This is a genomic window from Ideonella livida (genome assembly GCF_010499455.1).
GTDB lineage: Bacteria > Pseudomonadota > Gammaproteobacteria > Burkholderiales > Burkholderiaceae_C > Ideonella > Ideonella livida.
On the sequence record NZ_JAAGOH010000002.1, the window covers coordinates 204723 to 219124 of the forward strand.

Here is a 14402-nt window from a genome sequence, read left to right on the forward strand (position 1 = left end):
AGATATGTGATGATGAAGACGACCGTCGCGCTGGCAGCCGCCCTGTTCGCGGCCCTGCCCGCCCTGGCCCAGAGCCAGCTGACCGTGGTGAACTTCGGCGGAGCCAACGGCGCCGCGCAGAAGAAGGCCTACGTGGAGCCCTTCGAGAAGGCCACCGGCACCAAGGTGGTGACCGTGGAATACAACGGCGAGCAGGCCAAGATCAAGGCCATGGTCGAAGCCGGCAAGGTGACCTGGGACGTGGTCGAGGTGGAGAGCCCCGACGTGCAGCGCGGCTGCGACGAGGGTCTGTTCGAGAAGATGGACTGGGCCAAGGTCGGCAACAAGGCTGACTTCCAGCCCGCCGCCGTGACCGAGTGTGGCGTGGGCGCCTTCGTGTGGTCCACCGTGCTGGCCTACGACGGCACCAAGCTCAAAGATGGCCCCAAGAGCTGGGCGGACTTCTGGGACACCAAGAAGTACCCGGGCAAGCGCGGCATGCGCAAGGGTGCCCGCTACAACCTGGAATTCGCGCTGATGGCCGACGGCGTCAAGAGCGCCGACGTCTACAAGGTGCTGGCCACCAAGGAAGGCGCCGACCGCGCCTTCAAGAAGCTCAGCGAGCTCAAGCCCTTCATCCAGTGGTGGGAAGCCGGCGCCCAGCCGCCGCAGTTCCTGGTGGCCGGCGACGTGGTCATGTCCACTGCCTACAACGGCCGCATCGACGCTGCCCAGCGCGAAGGCAAGAAGCTGGCCATCACCTGGGCCGGCGGCATCTACGACCTGGACTACTGGGTGATCCCCAAGGGCGCGCCGAACAAGGAGCTGTCCATGAAGTTCATCACCCTGGCCGCCTCCGCCGCCGCCCAGGCCGACTACGCCCAGAACATCTCCTACGGCCCGACCAACAACAAGGCCCTGGCCAAGCTCAAGCCCGAAGTGCTGGCCCTGCTGCCGACCTCGCCGGCCAACAGCAAGGACTCGCTGCGCTTCAACATCGGCTTCTGGGCCGACCAGGGCGAAGCCCTGGAGAAGCGCTTCGCCTCCTGGGCCGCGCAGTAAGCCGGCCCCGGCCGGGCCCACCGCCCGGCCCCCTCGGCCGGACCTCATGTCCGGCCTGCGCAGGCCCGTATCACCGGCCGCCCCCCCAGGCGGCCGGGGCCGGCCGCGCCCCCTTCGCCCCCCACGCCGCTGCGCGGCGGGCCCGGCGTGCGCGCCGTCCGCCCCGCAACCCCACGCATGCGCCTCCACAGGCAAGGAACGCTGGCATGACCGCTGCCGCCACCGCCGACCCCGGCCTGCCGACCGCCCCCCCGGGCGGCGGCGCCGATCCCGCCCTGCCGGGTGATCTGGCCCGCTCGCTGGCCCGTGCCCAGCGCCGCCGGCACCTGGCGGCCATCAGCCTGACGCTGCCGTTGCTGGTGTTCCTGCTGGTCGTCTTCCTGCTGCCCATCGGCGCGCTGCTGGTGCGCGCGGTGGAGAACCCCGAAGTGGCCGCTGCCCTGCCCCGCACCGGCCAGGCGCTCTCGGGCTGGAACCGCCAGGACACGCCGCCGGCTGCCGCCTACGCCGCCTTGCTGGATGACCTCTCCGCCCTGCCCGAAGCGGCGCAGGCAGGCGCCCTGGCGCGCCGCCTGAACACCGAGCAGCCCGGCTCCCGCTCGCTGGTGATGTCCACCTACCGCGCACTGCCGCAGCTGCGCGCCGACGGCCAGACCCCTGCACCCGAGGCCGCCCAGGCCCAGTTGCTGGCCCTGGATGCCCGCTGGGGCGAAGCCCCCTACTGGCAGGCCATTGCCAAGAACGCCAGCCGCTGGACCCCCGACTACCTGCTGACGTCGGTGGACCTCAAGCGCACCCCCGAAGGCGGCCTGAGCCGCGTGGAGCCTGACCAGCAGGTGTTCGTCAGCATCCTGATCCGCACGTTCTACATCAGCGGCGTGGTGACCCTGTGGTGCCTGCTGCTGGGCTACCCGCTGGCCTACTGGCTGTCCACGCTCAGCGCCCGGCAGGCCAACATCCTCATGATCCTGGTGCTGGTGCCGTTCTGGACCAGCATCCTGGTGCGCGTGGCCGCCTGGATCGTGCTGCTGCAGCGCGAGGGCCTGGTCAACAGCGCCCTCATGGGCATCGGCCTGGTCAACGAGCCCCTGGCCCTGCTGTTCAACCGCACCGGGGTGGTCATCTCCATGACCCACATCCTGCTGCCCTTCATGATCCTGCCGCTCTACAGCGTCATGAAGAGCGTGCCGCCCACCTACCTGCGCGCCGCGGTCTCTTTGGGCAGCAACCCGCTGGCGGCCTTCTTCCGGGTGTACGTGCCCCAGACTTGGCCGGGCGTGGGCGCCGGCGGCCTGCTGGTGTTCATCCTGTCGATTGGCTACTACGTGACGCCTGCGCTGCTGGGCGGGGCCGATGACCAAATGCTCAGCTACTACATCGCGCACTACACCAACGTGGACATCAACTGGGGCATGGCCTGCGCACTGGGGGCCATCCTGCTGGCCGCCACCCTGGTGCTCTACGCGCTGTACCGCCGCGTGGTGAAGTCCGAACTCAGCCTGGGGTGAACGCCATGAGCCTGCTGCCAAGCTTCCTGATCCCCAACTTCCCGGCCTATGCCACCGTGGCCGACAAGGCCGGCTGGTGGGCCCTGCGCCTGTTCGGCCTGGGCGTGCTGCTGTTCCTGCTGCTGCCCATCCTGGCCATCATGCCGCTGTCGTTCTCGGCCTCGTCCTTCCTGGCCTACCCCATGCCAGGCTGGTCGCTGCAGTGGTACGAGAACCTGTTCACCTCACCCGAGTGGGGCCGCGCCACGCGCAACAGCTTCATCGTCGCGCCGGCGGCCACCGTCATCGCCACCGTGCTGGGCACGCTCACCGCCGTGGGCCTGGCCCGGGTCAATTTCCGCGGCAAGGGCCTGCTGATGAGCGTGCTGATCGCGCCCATGGTGGTGCCCATCGTGGTGGTGGGCGTGGCCTGCTACCTGTCCTTCGCCCGCATCGGCCTGTCGGACACCTACTTCGGGCTGATCGTCGTGCACGCCGCGCTGGGCGCGCCCTTCGTGGTCACCACCGTGCTGGCCACGCTGCAGGGCTTCAACCACAACCTGGTGCGCGCCTCACTGAGCCTGGGGGCCGGCCCGCTGGAGACCTTCTTCCGCGTGACCCTGCCGGTGATCGCCCCGGGGGTGATCTCAGGCGCCCTGTTCGCCTTCGCCACGTCGTTTGACGAGGTGGTGGTGACGCTGTTCATCGCCGGCCCCGACCAGGTGACGCTGCCCCGGCAGATGTTCACCGGCATCCGCGAGAACATCAACCCGACCATCGCTGCCGTGGCCACCCTGCTGATCCTGTTCACCACCGCGCTGATGGGCGCGCTGGAATGGATCCGCGGCCGCCGCGCCTGAACCCACCTCCCCAGGCGGCCGGGGGCCTGCGGCGCCCGGCTCCGTCGTCAGGACCTCCGCCGATGCGCTCCCCTTTCCCTTCTTCCCGCCGGCTGTGCGGCGCCGCCGTGGCGCTGCTGGTGGCTGCGGCCACCCTACTGGGCGGTCCGGCCCTGGCCCAGCCGGCCAAGCCTGCGGCCTCCACCGCCGGGCCACTGATCATCGCCAACTTCGGCGGCGCCAATGGCGCGGCCCAGGAACTGGCCTTCGTCCGCCCGTTCGCCCAGCGTTCCGGCCTGCCGCTCAAGGTGGTGGAGACCACCGGCGAGCTGGCCCCCATCCGCCGCATGGTCAAGGGTGAGCTGCCGCGCTGGGACGTGGTGGAGGTGGAGTCCACCGACCTGGCACAGGGCTGCGCCGAAGGGCTGTTCGAGCCCATCGAGCGGCCCCAGCTGACCCATGGCGCCATGATGCTGCCGGGCACGCTGCGCGACTGCGGTGTGGGCGCCTTCGTCTGGTCCACGGTGCTGGCCTTTGACAGCGCCCGCCTCAAGAATGCCCCCACCAGCTGGGCTGACTTCTTCGACGTGACCCGCTTCCCGGGCAAGCGCGCCCTGCGCAAGGGCGCCCGCTACACGCTGGAGATCGCCCTGCTGGCCGACGGTGTGCCCCGACGCGATGTCTACAAGGTGTTGGCCACCCAGACTGGCCAGACCCGCGCCCTGCAGAAGCTCGACACCCTGCGTCCGCACCTGGTGTGGTGGGAGAGTGGGGCCCAGCCCGCCCAATGGTTGGCCAGCGGCGAGGTGGTGATGAGCAGCGCCTTCAACGGTCGCATCGCCGCCGCCCGCAAGCAGCCCGGCGGCGCCAGCCTGCAGAGCGTCTGGAACGACGCCATCTACGAGTTCGACTACTGGGCCATCGTCAAGGGCAGCCCGCGCAAAGCCGAGGCGCTGGCCTACATCAACCACGCCACCTCGCCGGACGCGCAACTGGCCTTCGCCGCGGCCATTCCCTACGGCCCAACCCACCTGCAGGCCATCATGAAACACGGTGAACGCCCTCGTACCGCCGCCGCGGTGGACCCCCACGGCTCGCTGGTGGACCTGTCCATGGTCGCCAGCGACCTGCCCTCGGACCCGGCCAACCTGCGCCGGGCTGTGGCCTTCAGCGCCGACTTCTGGCTGCAGCACGGCCCGGCGCTGGAGCCGCGCGTGGCCGGCACCGCACGCTGAGGCGCCCCTACCCTCACAGGAGTTCCGCCCTATGCCCGCCCAACCCCTCTCCGGCAACGCCATGCCGCGCTTTGGCGGCCTGGCCAGCATGATGCGGCTGCCGGTGGCCAGCTCGCCGGCCGGCCTTGACGCCGCGTTCATCGGCGTGCCGCTGGACATCGGCACCTCCAACCGCGCCGGAGCACGGTTCGGACCACGCCAGATCCGCGCCGAATCCTCGCTCATCCGCCCCTACAACATGGCCACCGGTGCGGCGCCCTTTGACGCGCTGGAGGTGGCCGACCTGGGCGATGTGCCCATCAACACCTACTCGCTGGACAAGTCGGTGGCGCTGATCACCGACTTCTACCGTCCAGTGCTGGCCGCCGGCTGCATCCCGCTGACCCTGGGCGGCGACCACACCATCGCCCTGCCCATCCTGCGCGCGGTGGCCGAGCGCCACGGTCCGGTGGCGCTCATCCATGTGGACGCCCACGCCGACATCAACGACGAGATGTTCGGCGAGCGCATCGCCCACGGCACGCCCTTCCGCCGCGCGGTCGAGGAAGGCCTGCTGCAGGGCAGCAAGGTCTGGCAGATCGGCCTGCGCGGTTCGGGCTACGCCGCCGACGACTTTGACTGGCCGCGCCAGCAGGGCTTCACCGTCGTGCCCGCGCATGAGGTCTGGTGGCAGTCGCTCACCCCGCTGATGGCCCGGGTGCGCGAGGCCATCGGCAACACGCCCTGCTACCTGAGCTTTGACATCGACGGCATCGACCCGTCCTACGCCGGCGGCACCGGCACCCCCGAGATCGGCGGGCTGAACGTGCCCCAGGCGCTGGAGATCATCCGCGGCTGCCAGGGCCTGAACCTGGTGGGCTGCGACCTGGTGGAGGTGTCCCCCCCCTACGACCCCAGCGGCAACACCGCCCTGCTGGGCGCCAACCTGCTCTACGAGATGCTGTGCGTGCTGCCCGGCGTGCCGCGCCGCTGAGCGCGCGCCCGCCGACACACGACGCGGCCCCATTCCTCCCTCCCTGTCACCGGCACGTCCGCCCCCTGCGCCATGAGCACCCTGAACCCTGTAGAGTCCCAGAGCAACCCGCTGGCCCAAGGCCAGCCGACCCCGGAGACCAAGACGATGGACCAGAGCCCCGCAACCCCGCTGGCCGCGCTCAACGACCCCAGCCTGCTCAAGACCGACGCCCTCATCAACGGTGAGTGGGTGGCTGGCGGCAGCCGCTTCACGGTGACCGATCCCGCCACCGGCCTGCCCCTGGCCGAAGTGGCCAACCTGGGCCCCGAGGCCGCGCACCACGCCATCATGGCCGCCCACAAGGCCTGGCCGGCCTGGCGCGCCAAGACCGCCAAGGAACGCGCGGCCATCCTGATGAAGTGGTTCCACCTGCTGCACGCCCACGCCGACGACCTGGCGCGCATCATGACCGCCGAGCAGGGCAAGCCCCTGGCCGAGGCCAAGGGCGAGGTGGGTTACGGCGCCAGCTTCCTGGAATGGTTCGCCGAAGAGTCCAAGCGTGTCTACGGCGAGACCATCCCGACCACCGACAACAACAAGCGCTACCTGGTCATCAAGCAGCCCATCGGCGTGTGCGCGGCCATCACGCCCTGGAATTTCCCCATCGCCATGATCACCCGCAAGGTGGCCCCGGCCCTGGCCGCCGGCTGCCCGGTGGTCATCAAGCCGGCGGAGGCCACCCCGCTGTCGGCGCTGGCCGTGGCCGAGCTGGCCCAGCGCGCCGGCATGCCCGCAGGCGTGCTCAACATCCTGACGGCCGACGGTGCCAACTCCATCGAGGTGGGCAAGGTGCTGTGCAGCTCGGATGTGGTGCGCCACCTCTCCTTCACCGGCTCCACCGAGGTCGGCCGCATCCTGGCCGCACAATGCGCGCCCACGGTCAAGAAACTGTCGCTGGAGCTGGGCGGCAACGCCCCCTTCATCGTCTTCGACGACGCGGACATCGACTCCGCCGTCGAAGGCGCGATGGTCAGCAAGTACCGTAACGCCGGCCAGACCTGCGTCTGCGCCAACCGCTTCTATGTGCAGGACGGCGTGTACGACACCTTCGTGGAGAAACTGGCCGCCAAGGCCGGCGCGCTGAAGGTGGGCAACGGCTTCGAGGCCGGCGTGACCACCGGCCCGCTGATCGAGGACGAGGCCGTGGCCAAGGTGGAGGCACACGTGGCCGACGCATTGGCCAAGGGCGCCACCCTGGTGACCGGCGGCCAGCGCCTGGGGGATCGTTTCTACACGCCCACGGTGCTGTCCCATGTCACAGCCGACATGCTGTGCGCCCGTGAGGAGACTTTCGGCCCGGTCGCGCCGATCTTCCGCTTCAGCACCGAAGCCGAGGCGATCGAAGCCGCCAACGCCACCGAGTTCGGCCTGGCCGCCTACTTCTACAGCCGCGACATCGGCCGCATCTTCCGCGTGGGCGAAGCGTTGGAATCGGGCATGGTGGGTGTCAACACCGGCTTGATCTCCACGGCCGAGGTGCCCTTTGGCGGCGTCAAGCAATCGGGCCTGGGCCGTGAAGGCTCGCACCACGGCATGGACGACTACATCGAGGTCAAGTACCTCTGCCTGGGCGACATCCAGAAGTGACCCTCCCGGGGCGCCATCCGGCGCCCCTGTCCCCACGCGGGCCCCGGCGGCGCCGGGCAGTCCGGGACTTCAGTCGTCGTTGGCGGCGCGCCCGGCGCCGGGCGACACCGGCAGGCCCTGATCCTCCAGCATGGCCAAGGCACGGGAGAGCAGCACATCGGCTGCCTTGCCGTGTGCCGGGTACTGTCCAGCCCCCTGGCTCACCGCCAGCACCACGTTCTGGCCGGCCACCGCATAAGGCCGGACCAGCGCCGCCACCAGCTTCTGGGCCACACGGCCCACGCTGTCGCCGGCGTCGATCCAGGCCAGCAGCACCGCAAACTCATTGCCCCCCAGCGAGGCCACCACATCGCTGGCCCGCAGGGCCGCACGCAGGCGCACCGCCGCCTTGCGCCGCACCACCTGGGCCGACTCCTGGCCCATCCGGCTTTCCACCCCGCCCAGCCCCCCCAGCCGCAGCACGATCAGGCCCATGGCCGCAGGCTCACGCTCGCGCAGGGCCAGCAGGTGGTTCATGTGCTCCAGCAGCTGGGCGCGGTTGGGCAGGCCGGTGGCCAGGTCCACGCCATGGGCTTGGCGGGCCGCCAGGTCCAGGCGCCGGCGCTCGGTGGCCACCCGCAGCACACGGGCCAGGGTCTCTGCCCGGGCTTCGCGGCGCGGCAGCACATCGGCGGCCCCCTTCTGCAGCAGACGGCCACAAAGGGCCGGCCCGGGCTCCCCGTCCAGCACCACCACGGCACTCTCGGCACACAGGCGCGACCAGGCCTCCCAGGCCCACAGGCGTTCCGCCCCTCCGACCTGGGCCAGGTCCAGCAGGCTGGCATCCAGGCGCTGGTGGCGCAGCAGCAGGCGGGCCTCGTCGAGGTGCCCCACGGGATGGAGTACGAAGGGGCCGAAGGCCGACGTGGCCAAGTCAGGCAAATCCTGCAGCAGGCAGAGGATGTGGAGCGGTTCGGCCATGCCTGGAATCATGCCGCAGGGGCAGTGCAGTGCACAACGAATCAAACCCGCAGACCCATGCCAGAAACTGGCGGCTCATCGCGGCGTTGATTCATCGACCGGCGCCTGCGCACGCTCCAGGAGCCAGTCGCGCTGCTGGCTGAGGTGGTCCAGGAAGGCCTTGGTGCGCAACGGCATGAACTTGCGGCTGGGCAGCGCGGCGTACACCGAGAGCTGGCCCACCTTCCAGGGCGCCAGCACGCGCTGCAGGCGCCCTTCGGCCAGGTAGGGCGCCGCCATCTCGCGCGCGGCCGAGCCCACCCCCGCCCCGCCGAGCACCGCGGCCAGCAAGGTGTCCACGTGGTTGCACCACAGCACGGGACGCACCGGCACTTCCACCACCTCCACCCCGTCGGCCGACGGATCGGGCCGCTCCAGGCGCAACAGGCTGGTGCGCCCGGCCGGCGAACGCAGCCGCAGGTTGGCATGGGCGCGCAGGTCCTGGGGCACCGCCAGGGGCGGTGCGGACTTCAGGTAGGCGGGCGAAGCCACCAGCACCGCCTCGGAGTCCAGCAGCTTGCGCGCGATGACCTGGGCGTCAAACGCCCCCAGGGCCGTCAGCAGGGTGATGTCATGCGCCTCCACAGGCGGTGGCGCATCGTTGTAGACATCGATGTCCAGCAGGACCAGCGGATGGCGGGCGCGAAACTCCGCCACCAGCGGCGCGACCAGATAGACCGCCAGTGCCGCCGGACAGGCCAGGCGCAGCGTGCCCGCCACCGCCCGGGTGTGACAGGCCACATGGTCTTCGGCATCCTCGATGTCGGCCAGGATGCCGCGCAAGCGCTCCAAGTAGGACTCGCCCGCAGCGCTGAGGGACAGGCTGCGGGTGCTGCGGTGCAGCAACCGGGTGCCCAAGTGCTCCTCCAGATCGGCCACCAGGCGGGTCACGACCGCCGGCGAAAGGTCAAGCGCGCGCGCGGCGGCGGCAAAGCTGCCCTCTTCCACCACCTTTTGAAACACCTTCATCGACTGCAGCCGGTCCATCGTCCTTCCTCATGCCTGCGGGTCAGCATACACGTGGCCCGAACCGCACCTCAGCCGCCGTAGCTCAACGCCTGCGCCTTGCCCCCAAACACCCGGTAAAGGAACACCGTGTAGCCCACGATGACAGGCAAGGTCAGGCCCAGGCCGATGGCGATCACCCGCAGCGACTCCGTGGCGCTGGCCGCCTGCCACACCGTCAGCCGATCGATCACCACATACGGGTAGAGGCTGTAGGCCAGCCCCAGGAAAGCCAGCACAAACAGCAGCACCGTGCCCAGGAAGACGAGGCCGCCATAGCCCGCCACTACCGTGCGCGGACGGTGCAGCACGTGGTGGATGGCCGCCAGCGCCACCGCGCAGGCTCCCGGCACCGGCAGCAGGAGCAGCAGACCGGGCATGGAGAACCACTTGTCCATCACCGTGGGGCTGACCACCGGCGTGGCCAGGGAGATGCCCAGCAGCGCCAGCACCATCGGCCAGAAGGCCGCGCGCCCCCAGGCCAAGGCCTGCCGCTGCAGCGCCCCTTCGGTTTTCATCAGCAGCCAACCGGCCCCCAGCAGGGCATAGGCGGCCGGCAGGGTGAGCGCCACCCCCAGTGAGAAACACTGCGCCCAGATCCCCGGCGCAAAACCGGTGACATAGGCCCCCAGCATCCAGCCCTGGGCCAGGGCGGCCACCAGCGAGCCGACACTGAAGAGGGCATTCCAGAGCCGCCGGTGGGCGGCCTGGGCCTTGGCCCGGAACTCAAAGGCCACGCCGCGCAGGATCAGCCCCACCAGCATCACCGTCACCGGCAGGTACAGGGCCGAGAGCACCACACCGTGCGCATGCGGGAACGCCACCAGCAGCAGACCCACCCCCAGCACCAGCCAAGTCTCGTTGGCATCCCAAAAGGGGCCGATGCTGGCCACCATCACGTCCTGGTCGGTCTCGGCGGCGAAGGGCATCAGCAGGCCCACACCCAGGTCATAGCCATCGAGCACCACATAGGCCAGCAGGGCCAGGCCCATGACGGCCATGAGGCCCAGCGGCAGCCATGTCGAGAGGTCCATGGTTTCCATCCGTGTTCTCCTAGCTCAGACCGAAGCGGGGCGGACCGCCAAAGGCGCCGCCGCGACAGGCGCGGACAAGGTCTCCCCGGTGCCGGACTTGCTGGCCAGGTGACGCAGCACGCCCACATAGGCCACCAGCAGCACCAGGTAGAGGCCCACATACACCGCCAGGGTGAGGGCGACATGTGCCGGCGGGTGGGCGGCCACCGCCTCGGCCGTGGTGAGCAGGCCCTGGACCAGATACGGCTGGCGCCCGATCTCCGTCACGTACCAGCCAGCCAGCGTGGCCACCCAGCCCGAGAACGTCATGAGCGCCAGCACCTGCAGCAGGTGCCGGGGCAAGACGGCGGCCGGCACCGGGGCATGCCGGCGACGCCACAGGCAAACCGCGCCCCACCAGGCCACGGCCAGCATCAGCAGCCCCACCCCGACCATCACCCGGAAACCCCAGAACACCGGGGCCACGGGCGGATGCCGGCCCGCGAAGTCGCTCAGGCCCCGGATCTCGGCCTGCGGGTCGTGGGCCAGGATGAGGCTGGCGAGCTGGGGCACCTTCAGCGCGTAATCCGTGCGCTGCTCGGCCTCGTTGGGCAGGCCAAACAGCGTGAGCGCGGCCCCCTTCTCGGTGTGCCAGATGCCTTCCATCGCCGCGATCTTGGCCGGCTGATGCGCCAGCGTGTTCAGGCCGTGCAGATCCCCCATCAACACCTGCAGCGGCACCAACACCGCCGCCGCGGTCAGCGCCGCGCGCAGGGCATGCGGCGTGCCTTCGTCGGCAGTGGCCCGCAGCAGACGCCAGGCACTCAGTCCGGCGATCAGGAAGGAGGCGGTGAGTCCCGAGGCCAGCAGCACATGGCCCAGCCGGTAGGGGAACGAAGGGTTGAACACCACGGCCCACCAGTCCTGCGCATGCGCCACCCCGTCGATCACCACATGGCCCGCCGGCGTATGCATCCAGGAGTTCAGGCTGAGGATCCAGAAGGCCGACAAGGTGGTGCCCAAGGCCACCATCAGCGAGGCCACCAGGTGAGTACGCTCGGACACCCGATCGCGGCCGAACAGCATGATCCCCAGGAAGGACGCCTCCAGGAAAAAGGCGGTGAGCACCTCGTAGCCCAGCAGCGGCCCGGCGATGTTGCCCACCCGCGCCATGAATCCCGGCCAGTTGGTGCCGAACTGGAAGCTCATGGTGATGCCCGAGACCACCCCCAGCGCGAAGGTGAGCGCGAACACCTTGACCCAGAACTGGTAGGCCTGCGCCCATCCGCGGGCAGCGGGCGTGCCCCGGGTGGCGGCATGGCGCAGGCGGAAGAACACCAGGAACCAGCACAACGCGATGGTGATGCTGGGAAAGAGGATGTGGAAGCTGATGTTGGCCGCGAACTGCAGCCGGGAAAGAAGCAGCGCGTCCATGTTCAGGCCCCCTTGCCCCCGACGGTGCCCTTGCCGGTCAGACGGTCCTTGAGCTCCAGCACCCGGGTCACCGCCGTGCCCATGCCCATGAGCTGCAGGGCCGTCTCCGGCGCCAGGCGCTGCATGTCATCGAACCAGGTCATCAAGCGGTCGATCAGGTCGTGCATCTCACGCATGCGGGCCTGTGCATGGCGCTCCTGCTCGCTGGCAGGCTCCTCCAGCAAGGCCATGCGCAGCATGGACAGCGTGGGCTCGATCTCCCGCCGCCGCCGCTCCTCCGCCAGCAGGCGGAAGATCTCCCAGACGTCCTGTGGCGCCTCGAAATACTCCCGTCGGTCGCCTGGCCGGTGACTGAGCTTGACCAGACGCCAGGCCTGCAGTTCCTTGAGCCCCATGCTCACGTTGGATCGCGAAAACTCCAGCGCCTCCGCGATCTCATCGGCGTTGAGGGGACGCGGTGAGAGAAAGATCAGGGCGTAGATCTGACCCACCGTACGGTTGATGCCCCAGCGGCTGCCCATCTCGCCAAAGTGCGCGACGAACTGCCGGTTGAGCGAAGGAAGCGGAGGATTGAGGGAAGTCATGGACAAGCATCCTGTCAGTACGTCCTGAATTTTCAGTATTTTCTGAAAATTCAGGACGTCAGAAGGGTCTTGCAGCCCCCGACCACGCAAAGAAAAAGCCCTAGAGCATTGATTCTCTAGGGCTTTTGCACTTCCACGGACTTCCGTGGAACTAGATGTGGTGGGCCGGGGCCACACGAATTACCTATGAAACATAGGACCACTTCATTGAAGTTACTGCATGGGTTACTGCAGTCGGCTTGGCGCCCAGGCAGCCTGGGAGCGGCCGTAGCGCGCGGGGCACTGGTGCGATTGCCGGTGCGGCCCTCCCGGACTGCAGAAAAACGATCGTTTTCTAACAGTGTCGGATACACTGTTAGAAATATAGGGTAAAGCAGTTGTTTGCACCCCCTCAATTTCTAACACCCTTTTCCGACACTTCAAGGGGTCCACATGTCCCGCACCTTCGCCTATGCCCGTGTCTCCACCGTGGACCAGCTCACGGAGAACCAGGCCGAACAGATCGCCCAGGCCGGCTACATGATCGAGCCGCACCGCTTCATTGAAGAAAAGGTGTCGGGCTCGGTGCCCGCCGGCCAGCGGCCCGGCTTTGTGCGCCTGCTGGAGAAGCTGGAGCCCGGGGATACGCTGGTGGTGACGAAGCTGGACCGGATTGGCCGGGACTCGGTGGACGTGCAACAGACCGTCCATGACTTCAGCCGGCGGGGCGTGCGGCTGGTGGTGCTGCAACTGGGCAATCTGGACCTGACTTCCACCGCAGGCGCCCTCATGGTCAAGGTGCTGGCCGCTGTGGCGGACTTTGAGCGGGGTTTGATCGTGGAGCGCACACAGGCCGGGCTTGAGCGTGCCAAGGCGGAAGGCAAGCGGCTGGGCCGGCCACCCAAGACCACCGAGAGCCAGCGCCAGGCCATCCGCCAGGCCCTGACCACGGGCGCCACCGTGTCCCAGGTGGCCCGGGACCATGGAATCAGCCGGGCGGCTGTGGTGGGCATCCGCGATGCCGGCGCCAGCGCCACCGACACCGCCAGCGCCACCGCTTGAGGCTCACGCCTGAAGCCAGCGCATTAGCAGGCCCAAGGGCGAAGGCCAGGGCCGGGGCCGGGCCGGGAAAGTGCAAGCCTGCCCGCCAGGCCCGCAGGCCCAGGCCACCAGCGCCAGCAGGATGCAGGAAAAGTGCAAGCCTCAAGCCGCCGGCCGGGTGGACTGGAAGGGGGCACCCCTCCCCCCCTCCCCCCCTCAGGATTTCGGGTCAGGCATTTTTTGCACGGGGACAACGGGGACACGGGGACAAGCCACGTAAACCATTGTCCCCATTGAGTTTGTCTGTCCCCGGCTGGCTGGAATCTGTCCCCGTCACCCAAAACCGGCGGGGACAAAATGGGCTGTTTCGGGCCAGTTCTTCCACATCATGGAATGTATTGAACCCGGGCTGTACTTGCGTTCCGCATGCGGCCCTGCTGGTGGACACGCACCGGCCGGAAGCCGCCACGCAGGTGAATGCACGAAAAGTGCAAGTCGCCGGGGTCAACTCAAGGCGCGCAGCACGCCGGCGGGGTCACGGTCGATCAAGTTCAGCAGCACCAAGGCAGGCCCTTGGGGCTGGCGGTCTCCCCGCTCCCAGTGGCGAAGGGTGGACACGGAAAACCCGAACCGGGCGGCAAACTGGACCTGAGACAAACCCATACGGCCACGCACGGCCGCCACGTCCACCAGGCGGGGGGTGAATGTGTTCACCCCTGTGGTGTCACCTCTTGCATGGGCCACCGCTTCACGCAGGCCTTGGCGGATGCTCTCGAATGCCTTGCTCATGGATTGAACTCCTACAACCACAGGTCCACCAGCAGGGCCACCAAACCGGCTAGCTCGTTGCGCTCAGCCTTGGAAAGATTGGCCCGCTCGTTCTTGGCAAACAGCGTCAGCAAGTACAAGGGCATCCGTTCACTGTGGAAGTAGTACACCACGCGAACGCCGGCACTCTTGCCGCGCCCCTCCCGCGCCCATCGAAGCTTCCGCACCCCACCAGTGCCCTCAAGCAGGTCGCCCGCTTTGGGGTGGGTGGCCAGGTACTCCACCAAGTCGCGGCGCTCATCGGCGCCTAGAAGCTTGTCGGCGCGCTTGATGTACTCCGGCAGCTCAGCAACCGTTTGCATGGGAAGAGTGTAA

At 68.8% G+C, this 14402-nt stretch carries 14 protein-coding genes; 7 read left to right on the plus strand and 7 right to left on the minus strand.

Annotation, left to right across the window (positions count from 1 at the left end; all coding sequences use genetic code 11):
• Nucleotides 1-9 precede the first annotated feature (9 nt).
• From G3A44_RS02870 to G3A44_RS02895, 6 genes are all read left to right on the plus strand, one after another.
• Entirely contained in the window at nucleotides 10-1041 is a 1032-nt protein-coding gene (locus G3A44_RS02870) for an ABC transporter substrate-binding protein (RefSeq protein WP_163455978.1), read from the plus strand.
• Between the two features lie 206 nt (nucleotides 1042-1247).
• Nucleotides 1248-2549 (plus strand): ABC transporter permease, encoded by a 1302-nt coding sequence (locus G3A44_RS02875; protein WP_163455979.1) that lies wholly within the window; start codon nucleotides 1248-1250, stop codon nucleotides 2547-2549.
• A 5-nt stretch (nucleotides 2550-2554) separates the two neighbouring features.
• Nucleotides 2555-3388, plus strand: coding sequence for an ABC transporter permease (locus G3A44_RS02880; protein WP_163455980.1), 834 nt, complete (start codon nucleotides 2555-2557; stop codon nucleotides 3386-3388).
• Nucleotides 3389-3450: 62 nt separating this feature from the next.
• Complete coding sequence (locus G3A44_RS02885) at nucleotides 3451-4602, plus strand: ABC transporter substrate-binding protein (RefSeq protein ID WP_163455981.1); 1152 nt, start codon at nucleotides 3451-3453, stop codon at nucleotides 4600-4602.
• A 31-nt stretch (nucleotides 4603-4633) separates the two neighbouring features.
• Complete coding sequence (speB, locus tag G3A44_RS02890; RefSeq protein ID WP_163455982.1) at nucleotides 4634-5575, plus strand: agmatinase; 942 nt, start codon at nucleotides 4634-4636, stop codon at nucleotides 5573-5575.
• A 147-nt stretch (nucleotides 5576-5722) separates the two neighbouring features.
• Nucleotides 5723-7204, plus strand: a complete 1482-nt coding sequence (locus G3A44_RS02895) for an NAD-dependent succinate-semialdehyde dehydrogenase (protein WP_163456094.1) — start codon at nucleotides 5723-5725, stop codon at nucleotides 7202-7204.
• 69 nt (nucleotides 7205-7273) lie between these two features.
• Here the strand turns inward: G3A44_RS02895 and G3A44_RS02900 are convergent, their stop codons facing one another.
• The 5 genes from G3A44_RS02900 to G3A44_RS02920 all read right to left on the minus strand — a co-directional run bounded on the left by G3A44_RS02900 (nucleotide 7274) and on the right by G3A44_RS02920 (nucleotide 12239).
• Nucleotides 7274-8164, minus strand: a complete 891-nt coding sequence (locus tag G3A44_RS02900) for a GGDEF domain-containing protein (RefSeq protein WP_163455983.1) — start codon at nucleotides 8162-8164, stop codon at nucleotides 7274-7276.
• Nucleotides 8165-8239: 75 nt separating this feature from the next.
• Nucleotides 8240-9190: a LysR family transcriptional regulator gene (locus G3A44_RS02905; RefSeq protein ID WP_163455984.1), complete on the minus strand. Its 951-nt coding sequence runs from the start codon at nucleotides 9188-9190 to the stop codon at nucleotides 8240-8242.
• A 50-nt stretch (nucleotides 9191-9240) separates the two neighbouring features.
• Nucleotides 9241-10242 carry a cytochrome d ubiquinol oxidase subunit II gene (locus G3A44_RS02910; RefSeq protein WP_375138620.1) on the minus strand — a complete coding sequence of 334 codons (1002 nt, stop codon included), beginning with the start codon at nucleotides 10240-10242 and terminating at the stop codon, nucleotides 9241-9243.
• Nucleotides 10243-10266: 24 nt separating this feature from the next.
• Entirely contained in the window at nucleotides 10267-11655 is a 1389-nt protein-coding gene (locus G3A44_RS02915; protein WP_163455986.1) for a cytochrome ubiquinol oxidase subunit I, read from the minus strand.
• 2 nt (nucleotides 11656-11657) lie between these two features.
• The gene (locus tag G3A44_RS02920; RefSeq protein WP_163455987.1) at nucleotides 11658-12239 is read right to left on the minus strand and encodes a GbsR/MarR family transcriptional regulator; all 582 of its coding nucleotides are present in this window, start codon (nucleotides 12237-12239) and stop codon (nucleotides 11658-11660) included.
• 432 nt (nucleotides 12240-12671) lie between these two features.
• On the opposite strand from G3A44_RS02920, the gene G3A44_RS02925 reads away from it, so the two are divergent.
• A complete protein-coding gene (locus G3A44_RS02925) occupies nucleotides 12672-13280 on the plus strand; it encodes a recombinase family protein (RefSeq protein WP_163455988.1) in 609 nt (202 codons plus the stop codon).
• A 483-nt stretch (nucleotides 13281-13763) separates the two neighbouring features.
• On the opposite strand, the gene G3A44_RS02930 is transcribed toward G3A44_RS02925, so the two are convergent.
• Entirely contained in the window at nucleotides 13764-14048 is a 285-nt protein-coding gene (locus tag G3A44_RS02930; protein ID WP_163455989.1) for a helix-turn-helix domain-containing protein, read from the minus strand.
• Between the two features lie 11 nt (nucleotides 14049-14059).
• Nucleotides 14060-14389 carry a type II toxin-antitoxin system RelE/ParE family toxin gene (locus G3A44_RS02935; protein ID WP_163455990.1) on the minus strand — a complete coding sequence of 110 codons (330 nt, stop codon included), beginning with the start codon at nucleotides 14387-14389 and terminating at the stop codon, nucleotides 14060-14062.
• Nucleotides 14390-14402 lie beyond the last annotated feature (13 nt).